This window comes from Pseudomonas sp. GW821-FHT02A08, from assembly GCF_059422045.1.
In genome coordinates, this window is sequence record NZ_JBWKWD010000001.1 from 343,125 (window position 1) to 363,978 (window position 20,854).

The window sequence follows — 20,854 nt, forward strand, 5'->3', positions numbered from 1 at the left end:
TGTCCTTTCGATCAGAACTGATCGGCTTGCAGCTCGTAGAGGCAGTCGCTGCCGGCCTTGGCCGATGCGCTCAACGAGTGGATACGCGGCAGCAACCGGGCGAAGTAGAAACGCGCGGTGGCCAGTTTGCTGGTGTAGAAATCGTCCTCGGCATCGCCGCTCATGACGGCCTTGGCCATGCGCGCCCACATGTAGGCGTACGCGGTGTAGCCGAACACGTGCAGGTACTCGACCGAGGCCGCGCCGATTTCGTTCGGGTTGTTTTGTGCCCGGTCCAGCAGCCACGCGGTCAGGTCGTCGAGGGTGTCGACGGCGGCGTTCAACGGCTGGGTGAACTCGCCGAGGTCCGCGCCGGCGCCGGCGGTGAATTCGCGGATTTGCGAAGCGAACAAGCGGTACAGCGCCCCGCCGCTGCCGACGATCTTGCGCCCGGCCAGGTCCAGGGACTGGATGCCGTTGGTGCCTTCGTAGATCTGGGTGATGCGCACGTCGCGCACCAGTTGCTCCTGGCCCCATTCGCGGATGTAGCCGTGGCCGCCGAACACCTGTTGGCCGTGGATGGTGGTTTCCAGGCCCATGTCGGTGAGAAATGCCTTGGCCACCGGGGTCAGCAGCGATACCAGATCCTGCGCGCGCTGGCGTGTCGGTGCGTCTTCGCTGTACTTGGCAATGTCCAGTTGCAGGGCCACGTAGCTGGAGAACGCACGGCCGCCTTCGTTCAAGGCTTTCATGGTCAGCAGCATGCGGCGCACGTCCGGATGCACGATGATCGGGTCGGCCGCTTTGTCCTTGTGCTGCGCGCCGGTCGGTGCGCGGCTTTGCAGACGGTCACGGGCGTAGGCGACGGCGTTCTGGTACGAGCGCTCGCCCTGGGCCAGGCCCTGGATACCCACGCCCAGACGCTCGTAGTTCATCATGGTGAACATCGCCGCCAGGCCTTTGTTCGGTGCGTCGACGATCCAGCCGGTGGCGCCATCGAAGTTCATCACACAGGTGGCGGAGGCCTTGATGCCCATCTTGTGTTCGATGGAGCCGCAGGACAGCGCGTTGTTTTCACCCAGCGAACCGTCGGCGTTGACCAGCACTTTCGGCACCAGGAACAGCGAGATGCCTTTCGGGCCGGCCGGTGCATCGGGCAATCGCGCCAGCACCAGGTGGATGATGTTCTCGGTCAGGTCGTGCTCGCCGCCGGTGATGAAAATCTTGCTGCCGCTGACCTTGTAACTGCCATCGGCCTGGGGTTCGGCCTTGGTGCGGATCAGGCCCAGGTCGGTACCGGAATGGGCTTCGGTCAGGCACATCGAACCGGTCCAGGTGCCGGCGTACATGTTCGGCAAGTAAGCCGCTTTCAGTTCTTCGCTGGCGTGGGCCTTGATCGACAGACAGGCACCGGCGGTCAGCATCGGGTACAGGCCGAACGACAGGCTGGCCGAGTTGACCATCTCTTCGACCTGGGCCGAAATGGCCTTGGGCATGCCCATGCCGCCGTACTGCGGATCACCGCCGACACCCACCCAACCGCCTTCGGCGAAGGCTTGATAGGCCTGGGCAAAACCGTCCGGGGCGGTGACCGCGCCGTCGTTCCAGGTGCAGCCCTGTTCGTCGCTGGCGCGGTTCAGTGGCGCGATCACTTCGCCGCTGATCTTGCCGGCCTCTTCGAGGATGGCGGCGGCGGTCTCTTCATCGATCACGTCGGCCAGGCCGGGCAATTGTGCCCAGAGCCGGGACACCTGGAAAACTTCGTTGAGTACGAAGCGCATGTCGCGCAGGGGTGCTTTGTAATCAGACATCTTGGCTTACTCGGAAGTGGTCACGGCATGCGGCATGCCGGGACGTTCAGTGGATTCAGTGTTTACGGCTGCCGCGACAGAACCAGGCTGAGGGGCCCGTTCGCGCAGCAGGAAGTAGGACAGGGCCGGAATGAGGATCAGCGCGCCGAGCATGTTCCACAGGAACATGAAGGTCAGCAGGATGCCCATGTCGGCCTGGAACTTGATCGGCGACCAGACCCAGCACACCACGCCGGCGGCGAGGGTGATGCCCACCAGCCCGACCACCCGGCCGGTGAACGACACGGCATTGCGGTAAGCCTGGGACAGCGGCAGGCCCTGGCGCTGGAAGTGCAATTGCACGCTGAGCAGGTACAAGGCGTAGTCCACGCCGATGCCCACGCCGAGGGCGATCACCGGCAGGGTCGCGACTTTCACGCCGATGCCCATGGCCACCATCAAGGCTTCGCAGAGGATCGAGGTCAGCACCAGTGGCAACAGCGCCACCAGCGTGGCCCGCCAGCTGCGGAAGGTGATCAGGCAGAACAGCGTCACCGCCGCGTACACGTACAACAGCATGGTGTGATTGGCTTCACGCACCACGATGTTGGTCGCCGCCTCGATACCGGCGCTGCCGGCAGCGAGCAGGAACTGGCGATCCGCGGTGCTGTTTTCCTTGGCGAACTTGTCGGCAATCGCCACCACCGCGTCCAGGGTTTCAGCCTTGTGATCCTTGAGGAAGGTGATCACCGGCATCAGCGAGCAATCGGTGTTGAACAGTTCCGGGGAGTTGACCGAGGCCTGCTGGGCGGCGTAGTTGAGCACGTCCTGGTTGCGCTGGATGCTGTTGAGCTTGGGGTTGCCCTCATACGTACCGGCAGTGATCTGGCGTACTGCGTTGACCAAGGACGCGGTCGCCTGCACGCCCGGATACTGTTGCAGCTCCCAGGCCAGGCGGTCGGCGAGCACCAGGGTCTTGTAGTTCAGGCAGCCTTCCGGCGCGGTCTTGATCATCACTGCGAACAGGTCGCTGGACAGCGCGTAATGCTGGGTGATGTAGGCGTTGTCGCGGTTGTAGCGCGAGTCGGCGCGCAGCTCCGGCGCCCCGCTTTCCAGGTCGCCGATCTTCAGGTTCAGGCTGACCATGAAACCGCCAATGCCCATCAACACCGCGACCAGAACGGCACCCGTGGCCCACTTGGCGGTGGTGAAGCGATCGAGCGCGTCCCACAGTTTGCCGAAGCCTTTGTGCTTCTCAGCGCGGTTGTCGATTTTCAGCGCACGCTCGGCGGCTTTCGCGCCGACACCGACATAGGACAGGGCCACCGGCATCAGCAGCAGTGAGGTGAAGATCAGCACCGCGACACCGATGCTGGCGGTGATTGCCAGGTCCTGGATCACCGGAATGTCGATCAGCATCAACACGGCGAAGCCCACGGCGTCGGCCAGCAGCGCGGTGACACCGGCGATGAACAGACGGCGGAAGGTGTAGCGCGCGGCGATCAGCTTATGGGTGCCACGGGCGATGTCCTGCATGATGCCGTTCATCTTCTGCGCCGCGTGGGACACACCGATGGCGAAGATCAGGAATGGCACCAGCACCGAGTACGGATCGATGGCGTATCCGAGCCAGGCGACGATGCCCAGTTGCCAGACCACCGCGATCAGCGAGCAGCCGACCACCAGCAGGGTGCTGCGCACGCAACGGGTGTAGGCGTAGATGATGGCCAGTGACGTGACGACGGCCAGGCCGAAGAACATCATCACCTGGATCAGGCCGTCGATCAGGTCGCCCATGAGTTTGGCGAAGCCGATCACCCGCACCTTGTAATGGCCGGTGCCTTCGACCCCGGATTTTCGCGCAGCACTGTCGCCGGCGTATTCGATCTTGTCGCGCAACTGCTCTTCGAGCATCTGCGAGAACGCGTGGTAATTGATTCGTTGGCCACCGGCCGCGGCTTTGTCCAGCAGCGGCACGATCAGCATGGTCGACTTGAAATCGCTGGCCACCAGGCTGCCGACGATGCCGGCGCGGGAGATGTTCTGGCGCAACTGCTCGATCTGCTCAGGTTGCCCCGAGTAGGTGTCGGGCATCACCGGGCCACCCTGGAAACCGTCCTCGGTGACTTCGGTCCAGCGCACGGCCGGGCTCCACAGCGACTTCATCCACGCACGGTCGACGCCTTCGGTGAGGAACAGCTGGTCGTTGACCTGCTTGAGCACGTCGAGGTACTCGGGGTCGAAAATATCGCCCTGGGTGTTCTCGACCACCACCCGCACCGAGTTGCCCAACCCGCGCAACGACTGGCGGTTTTCCAGGAAGTTCTGGATGTAGGGTTGGCTCTGGGGAATCATTTTTTCGAAGCTTGGGCGCAGCTCCAGGCGAGTCACGGCCATGAAGCCCAGCACCACGGTGGCCAGTGCCATCAACAGCATGAACAGCGGGCGGTAGTTGAACACCAGCCGTTCGAGAAGGTTGCCGGAGCGGTGGTCGAAATCCCGCAGTTCGCGGATCACCGGCATGGCGTCTTGTTTGATATTGCCCATGTCTGGGTTCTCGCTCTTAGGGTTCGAGGGCTGGATCGGCGGACAGCGTCCGGGCACCACGGCTGCCGGCCAGCACCAATGCGCCATCGGCGGACTGGGTGGCACCGGCGACCGGGGTCGGTGCCGGTTGCTGCTTCAGATGCAACTGCGCGCCCGTCCCCTGGCTGACCAGCATCTGCCCGCCCTGGGTGAACAAGCGATAATTGCCACGGGCATCGATCAGGCCCGCGGTGATGCTGACGTGCAGGCCGGTGTCCAGTGCGGTCCAGCTCTGGCCGCCGTCGGTGCTGCGCAGCACGTTGCCGCGCAGGCCGTAGATCAGCACCTCGCCAGGCTTGCCGAGCACACCGAAGAAGCTGCCTTGATAAGGCGTCGGCACGGCATTGAAGCGTTGGGCGCTGTCGTCCCACTTGAGCAGCAGGCCTTGCTCGCCGGCGATGTACACACCGTCGCCGGTGGAGGCGATGGCGTTGAGGTGGAAACCCTGGGGGTTGTCGGTGCGGTCCTGGAATGGCGTCCAGGTCAGGCCACCGTCGTCGGTGCGCAGGATCAGGTTGAATACCCCGACCACATAGCCGGTCTTGTCGTTGGCGAACCAGACGTCGAGCAGCGGTTTGTCCGCGCCCTGATCGGCTAGTCGTTGGCCTTCCATAGCCAACTGGGGCCATTGCTCGTTGCCCGGTTCGGCGCTGGCCAGCGCCGTGTAATGCTTGACCAGCAAGGCGCCGATCTGACGACCGTCGAGCTGCTTTTGCCAGGTCGCGCCGGCGTCGCTGCTGTGCAGCACCACGCCGTCATTACCCACCGCCCAGCCTTGGGTGGTGGTCGGAAAATTCACCGCAGTGAGGTCGGCACTGGCCGGTACGGCGGCCTGTTGCCAGTGGTTTCCCGAATCATCGGAAAACAGAATATGGCCACGCTGGCCGACGGTAATCACACGCCCACCGGCGCGGGTCATGCCGGACAACGGGCTGTTGATGGCCAAGGCGCTGACCCTGGCGGGCAGGTCCAGCACATCGACGTAATCGGCCGCCTGGGCGACGCCCTGCGACAGGCCGAGCACAACGCCGAACGCCAAACGCAAAATATTATTTTTATACGAACACATGCTGCGTCCTCTTCGGAAAACCGCGTCGAGGCACACTTGCGTGTGCCTGACGGTAAAACCTCACGCCGTGCAGGTCATGCCGTTTGTAGGAGCGAGCTTGCTCGCGATGGGCGTTAACGATGACGCGGGGAGCCTGGTTCCCCGCGGTGTTCTCGAGTCCATCGCGAGCGAGCTCGCTCCTACAGTGGATCGTGCGACCGTTTGCTTGCGGTTGGCTTAGCGAATACCGGCACCGGCCAGGGATTCCGAAGACCACTGCGCCTTGGAGAGCGGCTCGATGTACTTGATGCCGCCGTAAGGGCCGACTACACCGTTGATGTTGTAGGAACCGCCGACCAGGTCGTAGATCATGAAGGGCGTCGAGTCCGGAACCTGCTTGTCGTAGCTCTGGCTCAGGAAGGCGAAGGAACCGCGATAGAGCTGACCACGGGCGTCATATTGATCCGAGGCCAAAGCGGTCCAGCTGTCTTCGTCGAGGTAGAAGCGGCGCTTGGCGTAGATGTGACGGGCACCGGCCTTGAGGTTGCCTTCGACGACCCATACACGGTGTTTTTCCCAACGCACGAAGTCCGGTGACAAGTGATTGGCGGTGGTCAGCGACTTCGGATCCTGGACGTAGGTCAGCTTGTAGGTGTTGTAAGGCACGATCATTTCCTGCTTGCCGACCAGTTTCCAGTCGTAGCGATCCAGCGCACCGTTGAACACGAACACGTCATCGTAGGTGCCCGCACCTGCGGTACCCGGGTTTGGCGTGTCGTAAGCCAGGCTCGGCGCCAGTTTCACCCGACGCTGGCCCGGCAGGTACTGCCAGGCGCGACGCGGTTGCTGCAACGGGTTGGCGGCGTCCTTGAGCATGATCGCCTCGCCGGCACGGCGCGCAGGGCCGGTGTACGCCAGCTTCATCTGGTAGTACACGTCGGCGCTGCTGATCGGCTGCGAGAGGTTTTCATAGATCGGGTAGGAAATGTTCGCTTGCCCGGTGGTCGCCAGGCTAGGAACGCCCGCGGAGTCAACGTTCCAGGAGTCGTACTTGGAGCTGATGCTGACGCCTTGGTAGCGCAACAGGAAGTTCCACATCGCTTCGTTGCCCGACTGCGGAATCGGGAATGGAATGCCCGGCAGCACGTTGTCGATGGCCAGGCCACCTTCCAGGGACTTGGCGCCGCTGGCGTTCTTCACGCCGTTATCCAGTATCGCTTGAGGCAGCGACACGGTGCGGTGCGTCGGGAACACGTCGACACGGAACGTCGGGAAACGCTTGGCCAGTTCAACCGTGGTCGCCGTGAGCAGGCCCTTGTACTGATCGACGTTCTTGCCGTCGATCACCAGCACAGGCTTTTCACTGGCAAACGGATCCGGGCGCATGCTGTCGCCGGCCTTGAAGCTGGCCGGCGGCGTGGTCAAGCCACCGTTGTAGGCAGGAATGGAACCATCAGCGTTCCCGGCTTTTTCAGCCCCTGCCTGGGTCAGGCTGGTGCCAAGCCTGGCAGCTTCCTGAGTTGAAACAGCAGCCTGTGCCTGAGCGGCGAAGACCATGGCCAGCGAAGCGGCCAACACGGTTTTTACAAATTTCATCTTGTTATTCTCCTGCTTGCGTTAAGCAAATCAGTGGTGAATCAGAATGTAGTTTTCATCGTCAGGTACACGGCGCCACGGTCCTCAGTCGTGGCACCACCTCCGGAGAAGGACGAGTAGCCGCCGGCGTAACAGGCGTAGTTTTCGTTGCCGCTAAAGGCGTTCGGGGTGGAGCCGTCACCACCGGTTGGGCCGGTGCTTACACCGCTCTTGTTGCACTTGTCGGTCTGGCCAAAGGAGTCCACGTACTTCAGGTCGACAAAGTATTTGTTGTAGACAATGGCGCCCACGCCCACGGCATAGTTGCCGGTGTCCTTGGCACCGCCACCGGAGACCGGCGACACACCGTCGAGACCGACGTTGACCGACATCGGCGCGTTGAGATCGACACCCGGGAATACCTGGTACCAGGTCGGTGTGAAGTTGACTGCCAGCCCCCAGTTGTCACGGGTCGGCGCGTCGATACCGCGATAGCTGCCCTTGCCTTTGTAGAGCGCCTCGTTTTCGCTATCGAGCTTGAGCAGGTTGCTGTAGTACAACTCGGCCAGCACGGTTGCCTGGTCGAACACAGCTGTTTTAGGCAAGGTCATCAGACCGTTGAGCGTCCAGTGCAGGGTGTCACCGGTGGCGCTCATGCTGTCGCCACGGCTCGGGGTGTCATAGACCACACCGGTGGCGTCCGTACGCGCTGGCAGCAGGCCAAGCCCTTGACCCAGGCCCAGCGGGCTGCGGGTACTGACGATCGCCGGGATACTGGCCAGCGGCATGTTGTGGCGGACGTTCAGGTCCGAACCCACGCTGATTCCACCCACGTCCTTGGACAGGCTCAGGCCAAGGATCTTGATGTTGTCGGCATAGGCCAGTTGATAGGTGGCGGTGTCCAGCGAATTGAGGGTATTGATCACCGCAGGCACTTGCCCCGCCGGACGGGTGCCGTTCGGGTTGGCCGAGGTAATACCCCTGGCGTCCAGCCAGGCTTGTGGCAGGATTTCCGAGGTTTCGCGGTAGTAGACGCCGAGGGTGCCATCCAGCCACGCCGGCGACCATTTGGCCATGACGCCCCAGTCGCCGCTGTCATGCGGGGTCAGGTCCTTGCCACGACGCACATTGGTCAAGGCGTTGCACGGCGCCAGGCCACAACCCAGCGGGCTGCCCGGTACCACGCCGTTGGTGTTGCCCAACAGGAACGATTGCGCGCCGAAGCCAACCAGGTCGGAACCACCGTAATAGGTACCCGCTTCCGGCAGGCGCGCGGCATCCCAATTGAGGAAATACTGGGCACCCACGGTCAGCTCGGGATTGACGGTGAACGTCATCGACAGCTGGTTACGCGGAACGAACAGCTCCTTGGCTTCGGTACCCGGCGACGCGGCAAGCTTGGCCAGGTCGAGGCCGGACTGGCCATAGCTGACCGAGTGCACCGGGTTGAGAATGGTCTCGCCCCAGAACACGTTGTGCTGGCCGGCCTTGACGCTGAACATCGACTCCTCGCCCACTTCGGTGCTGTAGAACACGAAGGCATCGAGGATTTCGCCCGAAGGGCCGCTGTAGTAGCGCTGGGCATAATTGCTCAGGTGCGGGCTGCCGTTGCCGACGTTGTCATGGGTGACCCCGGCCAGGCGCGGATCGTTGGCGATCAGGCCCGAACGCGCATCGTTGCCGTTGACGAACGGGTTGGAGTTGGAACCGGTGTTGTCATAGGCCTTGTCGTACCAGCTGGCGGCGCTGACGCGAAAGCCCATGGCGTTCTTGTAGACCACGTCCATTTCGGTCAACAGGTCGATACGGTTGGTGATGTTGGTACCGGCCTTGCGGAAGTTGTAGTCGCCGTCGTTGTTGTTCGGCGTTCCCAACATGCGCTTGTCGGCGCTTTCGGTACGCACGCCGTAGTTGTACTTGATGGTGTTATCCACGCGTACGTTCCAGTCCGGATTCCCCGTCTCGATCTCGGCCCCATGGGCCGCCGGTACGGTTGCCGCGAGAATGGCCGAGGCCAGCAAGGTGCAGCGTGGCGCGGTGAAGCCGTGACTCTTATTGTTGTGCATTGCGTTGTCTCCGCCTTTTTGTCTTTGTTTTAAGCGCAGCCGCCCTCGCACAAACCTCTTCGGGTTTGCGTTTAAGGAATGAGGGCAAATGCCGGTTGGCGTACTGCCAGTCCAGCTCCTTGTACTAGCGATCCAGCTCCAGGATGAGTGCTTCAGCTTGCTGCCAATGGCCAAATCCTGCGGCCGGATTGAGATGGCCGACTTCGCCCAGATTGAGCAACTCGGCGCCCCAGCCTTCTGCCATGCGGGTGACCGCAGCCAGACTGGCCAGGTGATCGTTGGTGCTGCCGGCCACGATGCTGCGAAATGGCAGCTGGCCTTGTGGCAATGGGTTCCAGCCCTGGCTACGCAGGGTTTCGGAAGATGGATAGTTCGACGGCCAGACCGCATCGAGGTCTGGTGGCGCGGCCAGCAAAGCGCCCTTGATTGGTCGGCTGTAGTGCGCAGCCCAGTGCGCAACCATCAGCACGCCGGCGCTGTGGGCCACCAGAATCACGGGGCCGTCGATTTGTTCGAGTTCGTGTTGAATCGCCCGCACACGGGCCATGCAGTCGAGCTTGTCGGTCTCTAGCGGCGCCACACTGCGCACGTTGCTCAGCCTGGCGGCAAGCAGTGTTTGCCAATGTTCGGCCACGTGCTCGCGCAGACCCGGAACGATCAGAATGGTGGCGGCAGTTTGCAGTTTGTCCACGGTCAACACCTTCGCTTTCTCGATAACTCGACTGGCTGTTTTCGCCAGGGGCTTTTTGTAGTGTCGACATTAAAGAGCGCCCACCCGAAGCGCTTTACATTGGACGTCAGGCACTTTTCTTTTGATGACAAATTGTCGGACACTTGGACAGTGCGACCACTGGTCTAAAAACCTCGCAGGTTGGCGCAAGGTCACTGTAATCAACGGATGAGCGCCGGTGGCTCCATGCAGCGTAGAAGATGGGTGACCGGACAGCATGAAATCCATCAACGACATGACAACTGTTCAACTGTTGATACGCTGGATATAGTCGCCACGCTCACGCCAAACGCCATCGGCCCAGGGAAGACTTTGCATGACCAAGCTTGTTCGCGCCGCCGTCTTGACCAACTACCTGGAGGTCACCCAGTACCTGGGTTTCAACCCGCGCGACGTGCTGGAAGCAGTCGGCTTGAGCAAGGCCCAACTGCAAGCCCCTGAACACCGCATCCATATCGATGCCGCCGTCCGCTTGCTGGAAGACTCGGCCACCGCCAGCGGCTGCCAGACCTTCGGCCTGAGCATGGCCGAGTCGCGCCAGCTCTCGGACTTCGGCGTGGTCAGCCTGCTGCTCAGCCACCAGCGCACCCTGCGCGATGCCTTGCAGGTCGTGGTGGATTACCGGCACCTGATGAATGACTCGCTGGCCATCTTCATTGAAGAGGCCGGCAAGATGGTGATCATTCGCGAAGAGGTGGTCACCGAAACGCCGATGCCCAGCCGCCAGGCCACGGAGTTGGCCATTGGCGTGATGTTCCGGCTGTGCTCGGCCCTGCTCGGCTCACACTGGCATCCCTACAGCGTCAACTTCATGCACCAGCCACCGGACAACCTGCACCTGCACCGCCGCCTGTTCGGCTGCAACCTGGAGTTCGGCAGCGAGTTCAACGGCATCGTCTGCCCTGACATCAGCCTGGACATGACCAACCCCAACGCCGACCCGGCCATGGCCCGCTACGCCCAGAGCTACCTCGACTCGCTGCAGAACCACGAAGGCACCTCGATGCTGTTCGAGGTGCGCAAGGCCATCTACCTGCTGCTGCCCATGGGGCGCGCCACCATCGAACAGGTGGCCCAAAGCCAGGGCATGAACGTACGCACCCTGCAACGCCGCCTCAAGGACGACAACTGCGCCTTCAACGACGTGATCAACGACGTGCGCCGAGACCTGGTGCTGCGTTACCTGGACAACCCGAACTATTCGCTCAGCCGGATTGCCGACATGCTCGGCTATTCGATGGCGAGTTCGTTTACGCGGTGGTTTATCAGTCAGTTCGGTATGCCGCCGGCTTCATGGCGTGCGCAAAAACAATCCACAGCTAAACCTGTCACCGGCCCGAAAGAATCCTGAGTCGACCGCACAAAAAAACGGCGACTGCTGGTACAGTCGCCGCGAAAGACCGGTGTTTGTGACACCGGCCGGGCGCCGCACTGCGCGAGGAGTAGACGCAGTTCAGCTCTCTGTAGCAGCTGCCGAGCCTGCGAGGCTGCGTTCGGCTGCGAAGCAGTCGTAAAACCATGCAACGCGGTGTGTCAGTCAACCCGCGTATACCGGATTTGCGAGGACTTCGTCCTCGAACGCAGGCTTCGCCAGCTGCTACAAAAGAGGCTTCACAAACAGGCTTTCTTGACAGGGCCTGGAGCCCCCAGTGCAGCAACAACAGCACCAGCACCACCAGGAACACCGTCTCTCCAACCATCAGCAGGATCGGCTTGATCCCGACTGCCGCCAGCTCCCTGAGCCGGGTCTTCATGCCCAGGGCACTGATGGAAATCACCAGGCACCAGCGAGGAGTAGACGCAGTTCAGCTCTCTGTAGCAGCTGCCGAGCCTGCGAGGCTGCGTTCGGCTGCGAAGCAGTCGTAAAACCATGCAACGCGGTGTGTCAGTCAACCCACGTATACCGGATTTGCGAGGACTTCGTCCTCGAACGCAGGCTTCGCCAGCTGCTACAAAAGAGGCTTCACAAACAGGCTTTCTTGACAGGGTCTAGAGCCCCCAGCGCAGCAACAACAGCACCAGCACCACCAGGAACACCGTCTCTCCAACCATCAGCAGGATCGGCTTGATCCCGACTGCCGCCAGCTCCCTGAGCCGGGTCTTCATGCCCAGGGCACTGATGGAAATCACCAGGCACCAGCGAGGAGTAGACGCAGTTCGGCTCTCTGTAGCAGCTGCCGAGCCTGCGAGGCTGCGTTCGGCTGCGAAGCAGTCGTAAAACCATGCAACGCGGTGTGTCAGTCAACCCACGTATACCGGATTTGCGAGGACTTCGTCCTCGAACGCAGGCTTCGCCAGCTGCTACAAAAGAGGCTTCGCAAACAGGCTTTCTTGACAGGGCCTAGAGCCCCCAGTGCAGCAACAACAGCACCAGCACCACCAGGAACACCGTCTCCCCCACCATCAGCAGAATCGGCTTGATCCCGACTGCCGCCAGCTCCCTGAGCCGGGTCTTCATGCCCAGGGCACTGATGGAAATCACCAGGCACCAGCGCGACAGTTCGTTGACCGATCCTTGCACCGCGGGCGCTATCCATCCGGTGCTGTTGATGCAGGCCAGAATCAGAAAACCGACGGCGAACCACGGCAACAGCGGCGGGCGCTTGCCGGTCGGATCGGCGCCTTGCATGCGGGTGATCATCGCCGCGGTGACGATCACCGGCAGCAGCATCGCAACACGCATCAGCTTGACCACCGTGGCCGTGTCACCGGTCTCGGTCGACATGCTGTAGCCGGCGCCGACCACCTGGGCCACGTCGTGGATCGTGGCGCCGAGGAACACGCCCGCCACCTGCGGTGACAACTCCAGCCAGTTGGCGATCATCGGGTAGACGATCATCGCCAGAGTCGACAGCGCCGACACGCCGATGACCGTGAACAGGGTCGCCCGCTCTTTCTGCGGATGGTTCGGCAGCGCCGCTGCCAGCGCCAGGGCCGCCGAGGCGCCGCAGATGGCCGTGGCGCCACCGGTGAGCATGCCGAACAGGCGCTGGAATCCCAGGGCCTTGGCGGCGATCACAGACACGCTGATGGTCACCACCACCAGGATCACCACCAGCGCGATCGGCTTCCAGCCCAGCGCCGCCATTTGCTCCAGGGTGATGCGCATGCCCAGCAGCGCCACGCCAATGCGCAGCACGGTGCGGGCGGTGAACTCGATACCGGCCTTGCAGGGGCCGTCATCGGCGAGAAAATTCAGGGCCATGCCCAGCAGCAAGGCAAACAGCATGACCGGCGCACCGTAGTGCTCGGACAAAAACGACGCGGCGGCCGCCACGATCAGGCTGACGATAAACCCCGGTGCCAGTTCGCGCGTGCGACTGTGGATGCGGGTAAGAGCAATGGCGCTCATGGCGCGGACTCCTCGGTAGCGATGACGATAAACGCCTGGCCGTCGATGATCTCGACCGGGTAGTTGGTGACTTTGACCTGCCTGGAATTGAGCAGGTAGCCGCTGTGCAAATCGAAGCGCAAACCATGGGCGAGGCATTGAATCACCCGACCCTCAAGACGCCCTCCGCATAGCGAAGAACCCTGGTGCGGGCAGCTGTCGTCAATGGCAAACAACTGCCCGTCGACGTTGAACAACGCCAGGCTTTTGTCTTCGAACTCGAACAGCGCCCGGCCACCGGCCTGCGGGTGCTTGCCGGCTGGCACGGGAATGCGCCGGCTCATGCTGGCTGCCGCTCGCGATCACTTTCCTTGAGGGCCTCGTTCATGGCCCCGAGCAGCGCCTGGGCAGGTTGTGCACCGATCACCGTCATGCGGCCGTCGAACTGAAAGCTCGGCACGCCACTGGTCGCGCCGGGAGATCCTTCGAACGGCGTGGCATCGCCCTTCAGGCAATCGAGCAGCCCGTCCGCAGCGATGCCGCAGGAGCGGGCAATGGCCAGCAAGGTCTCGCGGCAGCCGAGATTTTCGCGCCTCAGGAAATAAGCGGCGAACAGTCGTTCGAGAACCATTTCACGCTGACTGGCATTGCCCAGTTCGCTGACACGCTCGAACAAGCGATGGGCGTCTGCGGTGTTGGGCATCGTCTCGATACGGCTGAGGTCGATGGCCAGGCCAACCGCACTGGCAGCCTGCTGTACCTGGGCCTGGCGCATGGTCATGGCGTCGGCATTGCCCAGGCGCTTGCGATAGAAATCGGCGAAGGGTTCACCTTCTACCGGTATCTGGGGCAGCAACTGCACGCCATGCCACGCCGTGGTGATCTGCACATCCGGGTGGCGACTGCGAAACTGTACCTGCGCATGCTCCAGTTGGCGTTTGCCGATCAGGCACCAGGGGCAGATAAAATCGAAAAACACATCAATACGTAAACGACGACTCACAACTTCACCTCTAAACCCGCTTCACCGACAGGGTCAGGCACGCTCTGACCCTGAAGCCGGGCAATATCTTTGTGGTAGTGACACTTGGCATAAAAGAACACCGCCGCCGCCGCGAGGCTGACCAGTGGCACCAGTTGAAACGCGGCATGCAGACCGATGAGGTCGGACACCCGGCCGGTGATGAACGGTCCCGGTGCCAGCCCCAGCATGTTGTTGGCCAGGGTCAGCGTGGCGAACGCCGTACCGTGCACCGAATAATGCGTCAGGTTGGCAACCATCGCGCCGGCGGGGCCGGTGGTGCCGGTAGCAATCGCCATGCCCAGGCAGATCAGCAGCAGTTGCACTGGCCCTGCCTGCAAGGCAAACGCCGCCGACAACAGCAGGCAACTGCCCAGGCAGAAGCCGATGGCCAGGCTGACCTTGCGCTCCGGCGAATTGCGACACAGGCGATCGCTGAGCATGCCGCACAGGATCATCCCCGCGCCGCTGCACAACACGATGACCGCCGCCATGCCGCCGGCCTTGTCGGTGGGCATGTCGTAGTAGCGATTGAGGTAGCTGGGAATCCACACCATCACCGTACCGCCGACGAACAACTGCAAGCCGCTGGCGATGTAGGTCGACACTACCGAACGGCTGGACCACAGCGTGCGCAGTGGACGCTTGACCGCGGCAGCCGTCTTGTTCGCAATTTGCGCGGCACGTTGTGGCGCGATGCGCGCTTCCTTGACGATGAGCGGATAAAGCACCGCCAGAAACAGGCCAAACAGCGACATGCCGGCGAACGACCAGCGCCAGCCCAGCTTGGCGGCAATCGCACCGCCCAAAGCCATGCCCAACACCGAACCGAACATGCCGCCTGCCATGAAGGCACTGGCCAGGGTGGCCCGCATGTGTTTGGGGAACACCGAAATCACCACCGCGATGCCGACGCTACCGTAGGCGGCTTCGCCGACACCGACCATGAACCGCGCGATGAACATCTGCTGGTAGTCCTGGGCCAACGCGCAACCCAGGGTCGCCACGCTCCACAGGAACGCCATCAGCGCCAGGCTCTTGACCCGGCCGAAGCGGTCTGCCAGCAACGACAGGGGAAACGTCAGCAGGCCGACCATCAGGGCGACGATGCCACTGAGCAGACCGAGCTGTCCGTCGCTCAACGCCCACTCACTTTTAAGCAGTGGGAAGACCGCGTTCAGTACCTGACGCGACATGTAATCGGAAATCAACAGGCCGAACGTCAAGGCAAAGACGATCCAGGCATATTGGCGCGCAACGCCGACTCCGCTGGAGTCGTCATCGTCGGCGGCGATTGGGTGAAAGGCCATGCAGCCTCCTCAAGAGCTTTGTTTTATTTTTGTTATCAAGCGTGTAACGGTCAGGCGGACGAGAGGTCACGGCCTCTCGTCCCGACCCACGGTCAACCGCGTTGCGGAGTACCTTTCTGCCCAGCCTTGCGGTTGGGGGCCATGCCGTTGGCCAACAGGGTTTCTTCGATGGTTTCGTACTGCACGCCGATGCGGTAGATCTCGCGGGCTTCTTTGCCGGTGGCGATTTCACGGCCCAGTTCATGGGCAATGCGCACGGTTTGCTGGATCTGTGCAACCGAGCCGAAACGGTCGCCCTTGTGATCAATGATAGTGTCTTCGTTGCCCACACGCGGGTGCATGCCCATGGCCATCGACATGGTGTTGAACGGCATGACGTTTTTCAGCAACGACTCGGAGGTCAGGGTGCAACCGTCCGGCGCGCGGTGGATGAAGTTGAAGAAGTTGAACGGGTTCGGGCCGTCGAAACCGCCGCCGATGCCGATCCAGGTCAGGTTCAGCGGGCCTTTGTAAACGCCACGGCGCACCAGGCGCTCGAGGGTTTCCATGGCGTGCATGCCGGTCAGTTGGAAGTGCGGCTGGATGCCGTTGTCCATCAGGCGCTTGAGGTGCTCGGCAACCCAGGCAGGACCTGCCGGTACGGTCATCTCGCTGTAGGCAGCCTGAGTCATCGGGTTGGCCAGGGAGGTGCCTTCCAGGTATTCCGGATACAGCAGCTCCATGATGTTCATCTGGGTGGTGTTGATCGCCACCGTGACCTGATCCGGTTTAGGCGTCAGCTCGGCCAGCATGTGGCGGGTGTCGTCGGACAGCCACTTGGCTGCTTCGCCATCGCTTTCCGGAGCGAAGGAAATCGAACCGCCGACCTGGATGATCATGTCCGGCACGGCTTCACGCACACCGGCGATCAGCTCGTTGAACTTCGACAGGCGCTTGGAGCCCTTGCCGTCCAGTTCGCGCACATGCAGGTGCAGCACGGTGGCGCCGGCTTCATAGCATTCGACCGCTTTCTGGACTTGCTCGTCCATGGTCAGCGGGATGTCTTCCGGGAAATCTTCCGGCATCCACTCCGGGCCGTACGGGGCCACGGTAATGACTACCTTTTCCATGTTTTCCGGGTGCAGGGAATCGTCGAAGAATTGCATGGGTTACTCCAGTTCTTATGCCAGTTCTTATGATTGTTGCGCCCACCCGGGGTCGTGCCGGGCAGACGTGTTTACGAGTGCGAATGCTGCGAGTGCGGATGCAGGTGGCGTTCGATCAGAACGTCTTGTCGCCGATGATCCCGGCGCGTTCCATCTTGCGATGGCACGGCGGGTAATCCATGACGGCGTAGTGCTGGGTACTGCGGTTGTCCCAGATGGCGATGCTGTTGGGCTTCCAGCGCCAGCGCACCTGATACTCGGGGATGTACGCCTGGCTGATCAGGTAACGCAGCAACTCGCCGGCGCCGGGGTTGGCGTCCTGGCCGAAGCGCACCCGCTCAGGGGTGTGGTAGTTGCTGAAGTGGGTAGTGAAAGCGTTGACGAACAGCACCTTCTCGCCGGTTTCCGGATGGGTGCGCACCACCGGGTGTTCGGCGTCCGGGTACATCGCCTTGAGTGCCAGGCGTTTTTCAATCGGCATGGCGGCACCGAAACTCGCTTCGATGCTATGGCGGGCACGCAGGTCGGCGATCTTGACCTTTACGTCTTCCGGCAAGTTCGCATAGGCCTGCACCATGTTGGTCCACATGGTGTCGCCGCCCACTGGTGGGCATTCCACGCAACGCAGCACGCAGCCCATCGGCGGTGCTTCGCGCCAGGTGGCGTCGGTGTGCCAGGCGTTTTCGTAGCGGTCCATCGGCTGGTCCGGATTCTTGTAGATCCGCACCAACCCCGGATGATCAGGGTCACTGCCGGCCACCGGATGATCTTCCAGCTCGCCGAAGCGCCGGGCGAAGGCCACGTGCTCGGCGCGGGTGATGTCCTGGTCGCGCAGGAACACCACGCGGTGCTTGAGCAACTGGGCACGAATCTCGGCAAACAGACCGTCGTCATGCACCGCATCGGCCAGGTTGACACCGATCAGTTCGGCGCCAATGCTGCAGGTCAATTGTTCGACTTTCATGGCTGGTCGCTCCTTAAACGACGAAAATCGATGAGCCGGTAGTCTTGCGAGATTCAAGGTCGCGATGGGCCTGCACGGCATCCTGCAAGGCGTAGTGCTGGTTGATCTCGATCTTGATCCGGCCGCTGCCGACGTGGTCGAACAGTTCGCCCGCCAGGGCGGCTTTTTCGGCCGGGTCGCTGATGTAGTTGGCCAGGGCCGGACGGGTCAGGTACAGCGAACCTTTCATCGCCAGCATCACCGGGTCGAACGCCGGGATCGGGCCGGACGCGGTCCCCACGCAAACCATCAGGCCACGGGGTTTCAACGAATCCAGCGACCCCATGAAGGTGTTCTTGCCAACACTGTCGAACACCACGTTGACGCCCACGCCATCGGTCAGTTCGCGAACGCGAGCGGCGACATCTTCATGGCTGTAATTGATCGTATGGTCGCAACCGTGAGCCCGTGCGATTTCCGCCTTTTGCTCGGTCGAAACCGTACCGATCACGTTCAGGCCCAGCAGTTTGGCCCACTGCGAAACGATCAGGCCGACACCGCCAGCGGCGGCATGCAACAGGATGCTGTCGCCCGGCTTGAAGTCGTAGATGCGGCGCATCAGGTACGAAGACGTCAGGCCACGCATGGTCATCGCGGCAGCAGTCTCGAAGCTGATGGTTTCCGGCAGCTTGATCAGCGGCGCGGCCGGGATCAGGCGCTCGGTGCTGTAGGCGCCGAGGGTGTTGAGGAAACCGGTGTAGGTGACGCGATCACCGACTTCAACGTTGGTGACCCCTTCACCAACGGCCTGGACGACGCCAGAGGCCTCGACGCCCATGCCATTGGGCATCGGAATCGGGTAGGTGCCGTTGCGGAAATAGGTGTCGGCATAATTCAGGCCGACTGCCACATGACGAAGCCGAACCTGGCCGGGACCGGGTTCGCCGACTTCGACGTCCTCATAACGTAGAACTTCGGGACCACCGGTTTCGTAAAAGCGTACGGCTTTGGCCATTTTTCTTATTCTCCAATCTGCAATGTGGGCGTGTTGCATCGAATTGCGCTGATTGGACTGTAGGACGAGGCCTGTTGAGACGCTTCTCATCAGACGACAATGGCTTTTCATTTGGTGACAGGCAGAAACGGGATCGACTAGCCGGTGCCGTCGCCACCTGCGCTATCATCGCCCGTTTCCACGCCCCAAGAGTCTTGAAGCCGGATGTCCGAAACGCTGCCACTGCCTGATGATCATGCCTTGCCCCCGGTCCTGGCCGGCCCGCTGTTGCGGCGCCTGGAGCCCACGCGGCTGGTGCTGTGGCTGGTGGGTTCCCGGGCGCTGGCGCTGACCTTGCGCCTGCAGGGCGTCGGCGATGTCTGCCTGGATGCCGGGCAATGCACGGTGATTGCAGTGGGGGCTCATGCCTTTGTGCACTTGATCGATGTGCACCTCGATTGCGCCCTGCCCAGCGACGAGTCGATCGACTATGACCTGCTGATCGATGGCACAGAACAAGGTATCGCCGACTGGGCGCCGCACCTGCTGTATGGCGATGCCCGTTGCCCGAACTTCGTCCTGCGTGCGCGGGTCGATCAATTGCTGCACGGCTCTTGCCGCAAACCTCATCACCCGGCCGTTGACGGATTGCTCTGCGTCGACCAGTTGCTGGCGCAAAAACACGCCGCCAAGGACCGCCCGGCGCTACTGATGATGACCGGTGATCAGGTCTACGCCGACGATGTCGCGGGGCCGATGTTGCGGGCGATTCACGCCTTGATCGAGCGTCTGGGCCTGTTCGGGGAGCACCTCGAAGGCGCGGTGGTCAGCGACAGCGCCAGGCTCTACGAGCATCCGGCCAGTTACTACCACCGCGCGGATCTGCTGCCGGCACTGCAAAGCAATGAAACCTTGCGCGAGCGTTTTTTCGGTGGCGCGCGCAAGCCGATTTTCACCAGCAGCAGTGCCGACAATCACCTGGTGACCTTCGCCGAAGTCATGGCCATGTATTTGCTGGTCTGGTCGCCAGTGCCCTGGACCCTGATCGCCCCCCAGGCACCGACGCTGACACCGGAACGGCTCAAACGCTACGCCCTTGAACAGACGCACATCGATGCCTTCAAGGCAGGCCTTGGCAACGTCGCGCGGGCACTGGCGCATCTGCCGACGCTGATGATTTTCGACGACCACGACATCACCGATGACTGGAACCTTTCCGCGCAATGGGAGGAAACGGCCTACAGCCATCCGTTCTCCCGGCGCATCATCGGCAACGCGCTGCTGGCGTACATGCTGTGCCAGGGCTGGGGCAACAATCCGGATGCGTTCACTGCCGTGCTGGAAAAGGCCTGTGCGTTGAGCACCAGCGCACATCAGAGTCACCTCGACAGCGCCGTTCAGGATGATTTGATCGGTGATCTGCTGAAGTTTCAGCACTGGCATTACGTGCTGCCCACCACCCCCGCCATCGTGGTGATCGACACCCGTACCCGGCGCTGGCGCAGCGAGATGAACCTCAAGCAGCCTTCCGGCTTGCTCGACTGGGAAGCCCTGAGCGAACTGCAACAGGAACTGCTGGACCACCCGAGTGCGATCATCGTTTCACCGGCGCCGATCTTCGGCGTCAAACTGATTGAAACCGTGCAGCGGGTATTCAGCTGGTGCGGTTATCCACTGCTGGTGGACGCGGAAAACTGGATGGCCCATCGCGGCGCGGCCCAGGTGATCCTGAACATTTTCCGCCACTCACGCACGCCGGGTAACTACGTGGTGCTGTCAGGCGATGTGCACTATTCCTTCGTCTACGAAGTGCTGATCCGCCACCGCAAGGCCGGGCCGCGCATCTGGCAGATCACCAGCAGCGGCATCAAGAACGAATTCCCGGCCACCCTGCTCGAGTGGTTCGACCGCCTCAACCGCTGGCTGTACTCGCCACGCTCGCCGCTGAACTGGCTGACCAAACGTCGACGCATGCGCATCGTGCCGCATGTGCCCGAACACGCCGAAGCCGGAGAGCGGCTGTGGAACTCGGCGGGGATCGGGCAGGTGTTTTTCAATGAGCTGGGGCAGCCGCAGACGATCTATCAGCACAACTCGAACGGAGCACCGAAGACCAGGATGGTTGCGCCGCAAGGCGATGATTGAGGTAGAGAAAACACCACAAAACTGTGGGAACGACGGTGTGCTGATCCCGCCTGCTCGCGAAGGCTGTCTTTCAGCCTCTACAATTGTGACTGTCATACCGCTTTCGCGAGCAGGCTCGCACACACTGGATTTCTGGCGTACGCACTTCTTGTGCTATTTCCAGATCCTGTGGGTCTGCTCGCGAAGAGGCC

General features: G+C 62.0%; 15 protein-coding genes and 2 pseudogenes. 2 read left to right on the plus strand and 15 right to left on the minus strand.

Annotated features, from left to right (window positions below; genetic code table 11):
• Positions 1–11: 11 nt before the first annotated feature.
• The 6 genes from AC07W4_RS01530 to AC07W4_RS01555 all read right to left on the minus strand — a co-directional run bounded on the left by AC07W4_RS01530 (position 12) and on the right by AC07W4_RS01555 (position 9,735).
• The gene (locus tag AC07W4_RS01530; RefSeq protein ID WP_495031253.1) at positions 12–1,790 is read right to left on the minus strand and encodes an acyl-CoA dehydrogenase C-terminal domain-containing protein; all 1,779 of its coding nucleotides are present in this window, start codon (positions 1,788–1,790) and stop codon (positions 12–14) included.
• A 6-nt stretch (positions 1,791–1,796) separates the two neighbouring features.
• Entirely contained in the window at positions 1,797–4,316 is a 2,520-nt protein-coding gene (locus tag AC07W4_RS01535; RefSeq protein ID WP_495031254.1) for an efflux RND transporter permease subunit, read from the minus strand.
• Positions 4,317–4,332: 16 nt separating this feature from the next.
• The gene (locus AC07W4_RS01540; protein WP_495031255.1) at positions 4,333–5,424 is read right to left on the minus strand and encodes a WD40/YVTN/BNR-like repeat-containing protein; all 1,092 of its coding nucleotides are present in this window, start codon (positions 5,422–5,424) and stop codon (positions 4,333–4,335) included.
• Between the two features lie 216 nt (positions 5,425–5,640).
• The gene (locus tag AC07W4_RS01545) at positions 5,641–6,999 is read right to left on the minus strand and encodes a DUF1329 domain-containing protein (protein WP_495031256.1); all 1,359 of its coding nucleotides are present in this window, start codon (positions 6,997–6,999) and stop codon (positions 5,641–5,643) included.
• A gap of 41 nt (positions 7,000–7,040) precedes the next feature.
• A complete protein-coding gene (locus AC07W4_RS01550; protein WP_495031257.1) occupies positions 7,041–9,044 on the minus strand; it encodes a DUF1302 domain-containing protein in 2,004 nt (667 codons plus the stop codon).
• A gap of 124 nt (positions 9,045–9,168) precedes the next feature.
• Positions 9,169–9,735: an RBBP9/YdeN family alpha/beta hydrolase gene (locus AC07W4_RS01555; RefSeq protein ID WP_495031258.1), complete on the minus strand. Its 567-nt coding sequence runs from the start codon at positions 9,733–9,735 to the stop codon at positions 9,169–9,171.
• A 355-nt stretch (positions 9,736–10,090) separates the two neighbouring features.
• On the opposite strand from AC07W4_RS01555, the gene AC07W4_RS01560 reads away from it, so the two are divergent.
• Positions 10,091–11,125 carry an AraC family transcriptional regulator gene (locus tag AC07W4_RS01560; protein ID WP_008053295.1) on the plus strand — a complete coding sequence of 345 codons (1,035 nt, stop codon included), beginning with the start codon at positions 10,091–10,093 and terminating at the stop codon, positions 11,123–11,125.
• Positions 11,126–11,414: 289 nt separating this feature from the next.
• Here AC07W4_RS01560 and AC07W4_RS01565 read toward each other — a convergent pair.
• The 9 genes and pseudogenes from AC07W4_RS01565 to AC07W4_RS01605 all read right to left on the minus strand — a co-directional run.
• Positions 11,415–11,564 (minus strand): annotated as a pseudogene (locus AC07W4_RS01565) (putative sulfate exporter family transporter); the annotation flags it as partial.
• Positions 11,565–11,763: 199 nt separating this feature from the next.
• Positions 11,764–11,916 (minus strand): annotated as a pseudogene (locus AC07W4_RS01570) (putative sulfate exporter family transporter); the annotation flags it as partial.
• 199 nt (positions 11,917–12,115) lie between these two features.
• The gene (locus AC07W4_RS01575) at positions 12,116–13,126 is read right to left on the minus strand and encodes a YeiH family protein (protein ID WP_495031259.1); all 1,011 of its coding nucleotides are present in this window, start codon (positions 13,124–13,126) and stop codon (positions 12,116–12,118) included.
• Positions 13,123–13,449 (minus strand): Rieske (2Fe-2S) protein, encoded by a 327-nt coding sequence (locus AC07W4_RS01580; protein ID WP_495031260.1) that lies wholly within the window; start codon positions 13,447–13,449, stop codon positions 13,123–13,125. Before AC07W4_RS01580 ends, AC07W4_RS01575 begins: the two co-directional genes overlap by 4 nt.
• The gene (locus AC07W4_RS01585) at positions 13,446–14,108 is read right to left on the minus strand and encodes a DsbA family oxidoreductase (protein WP_495031261.1); all 663 of its coding nucleotides are present in this window, start codon (positions 14,106–14,108) and stop codon (positions 13,446–13,448) included. Before AC07W4_RS01585 ends, AC07W4_RS01580 begins: the two co-directional genes overlap by 4 nt.
• Complete coding sequence (locus AC07W4_RS01590; RefSeq protein WP_495031262.1) at positions 14,105–15,436, minus strand: MFS transporter; 1,332 nt, start codon at positions 15,434–15,436, stop codon at positions 14,105–14,107. Before AC07W4_RS01590 ends, AC07W4_RS01585 begins: the two co-directional genes overlap by 4 nt.
• A 92-nt stretch (positions 15,437–15,528) precedes the next feature.
• Complete coding sequence (locus tag AC07W4_RS01595; RefSeq protein WP_008050011.1) at positions 15,529–16,581, minus strand: beta-keto acid cleavage family enzyme; 1,053 nt, start codon at positions 16,579–16,581, stop codon at positions 15,529–15,531.
• Positions 16,582–16,696: 115 nt separating this feature from the next.
• A complete protein-coding gene (locus tag AC07W4_RS01600) occupies positions 16,697–17,545 on the minus strand; it encodes a TauD/TfdA dioxygenase family protein (RefSeq protein ID WP_007979208.1) in 849 nt (282 codons plus the stop codon).
• 13 nt (positions 17,546–17,558) lie between these two features.
• Entirely contained in the window at positions 17,559–18,539 is a 981-nt protein-coding gene (locus AC07W4_RS01605; RefSeq protein ID WP_008050013.1) for a quinone oxidoreductase family protein, read from the minus strand.
• A 204-nt stretch (positions 18,540–18,743) separates the two neighbouring features.
• Between AC07W4_RS01605 and AC07W4_RS01610 the strand changes: the two genes are divergently transcribed.
• Positions 18,744–20,663, plus strand: a complete 1,920-nt coding sequence (locus tag AC07W4_RS01610; RefSeq protein ID WP_495031263.1) for an alkaline phosphatase D family protein — start codon at positions 18,744–18,746, stop codon at positions 20,661–20,663.
• The last annotated feature ends 191 nt before the right edge of the window (positions 20,664–20,854 follow it).

Bases quoted from the DNA above. Each gene is read 5' to 3' on its own strand.
- AC07W4_RS01530 (WP_495031253.1), bottom strand. From the start codon at position 1,790: ATGTCTGATTACAAAGCACCCCTGCGCGACATGCGCTTCGTACTCAAC.
- AC07W4_RS01535 (WP_495031254.1), bottom strand. From the start codon at position 4,316: ATGGGCAATATCAAACAAGACGCCATGCCGGTGATCCGCGAACTGCGG.
- AC07W4_RS01540 (WP_495031255.1), bottom strand. From the start codon at position 5,424: ATGTGTTCGTATAAAAATAATATTTTGCGTTTGGCGTTCGGCGTTGTG.
- AC07W4_RS01545 (WP_495031256.1), bottom strand. From the start codon at position 6,999: ATGAAATTTGTAAAAACCGTGTTGGCCGCTTCGCTGGCCATGGTCTTC.
- AC07W4_RS01550 (WP_495031257.1), bottom strand. From the start codon at position 9,044: ATGCACAACAATAAGAGTCACGGCTTCACCGCGCCACGCTGCACCTTG.
- AC07W4_RS01560 (WP_008053295.1), top strand. From the start codon at position 10,091: ATGACCAAGCTTGTTCGCGCCGCCGTCTTGACCAACTACCTGGAGGTC.
- AC07W4_RS01575 (WP_495031259.1), bottom strand. From the start codon at position 13,126: ATGAGCGCCATTGCTCTTACCCGCATCCACAGTCGCACGCGCGAACTG.
- AC07W4_RS01580 (WP_495031260.1), bottom strand. From the start codon at position 13,449: ATGAGCCGGCGCATTCCCGTGCCAGCCGGCAAGCACCCGCAGGCCGGT.
- AC07W4_RS01590 (WP_495031262.1), bottom strand. From the start codon at position 15,436: ATGGCCTTTCACCCAATCGCCGCCGACGATGACGACTCCAGCGGAGTC.
- AC07W4_RS01595 (WP_008050011.1), bottom strand. From the start codon at position 16,581: ATGCAATTCTTCGACGATTCCCTGCACCCGGAAAACATGGAAAAGGTA.
- AC07W4_RS01600 (WP_007979208.1), bottom strand. From the start codon at position 17,545: ATGAAAGTCGAACAATTGACCTGCAGCATTGGCGCCGAACTGATCGGT.
- AC07W4_RS01605 (WP_008050013.1), bottom strand. From the start codon at position 18,539: ATGGCCAAAGCCGTACGCTTTTACGAAACCGGTGGTCCCGAAGTTCTA.
- AC07W4_RS01610 (WP_495031263.1), top strand. From the start codon at position 18,744: ATGTCCGAAACGCTGCCACTGCCTGATGATCATGCCTTGCCCCCGGTC.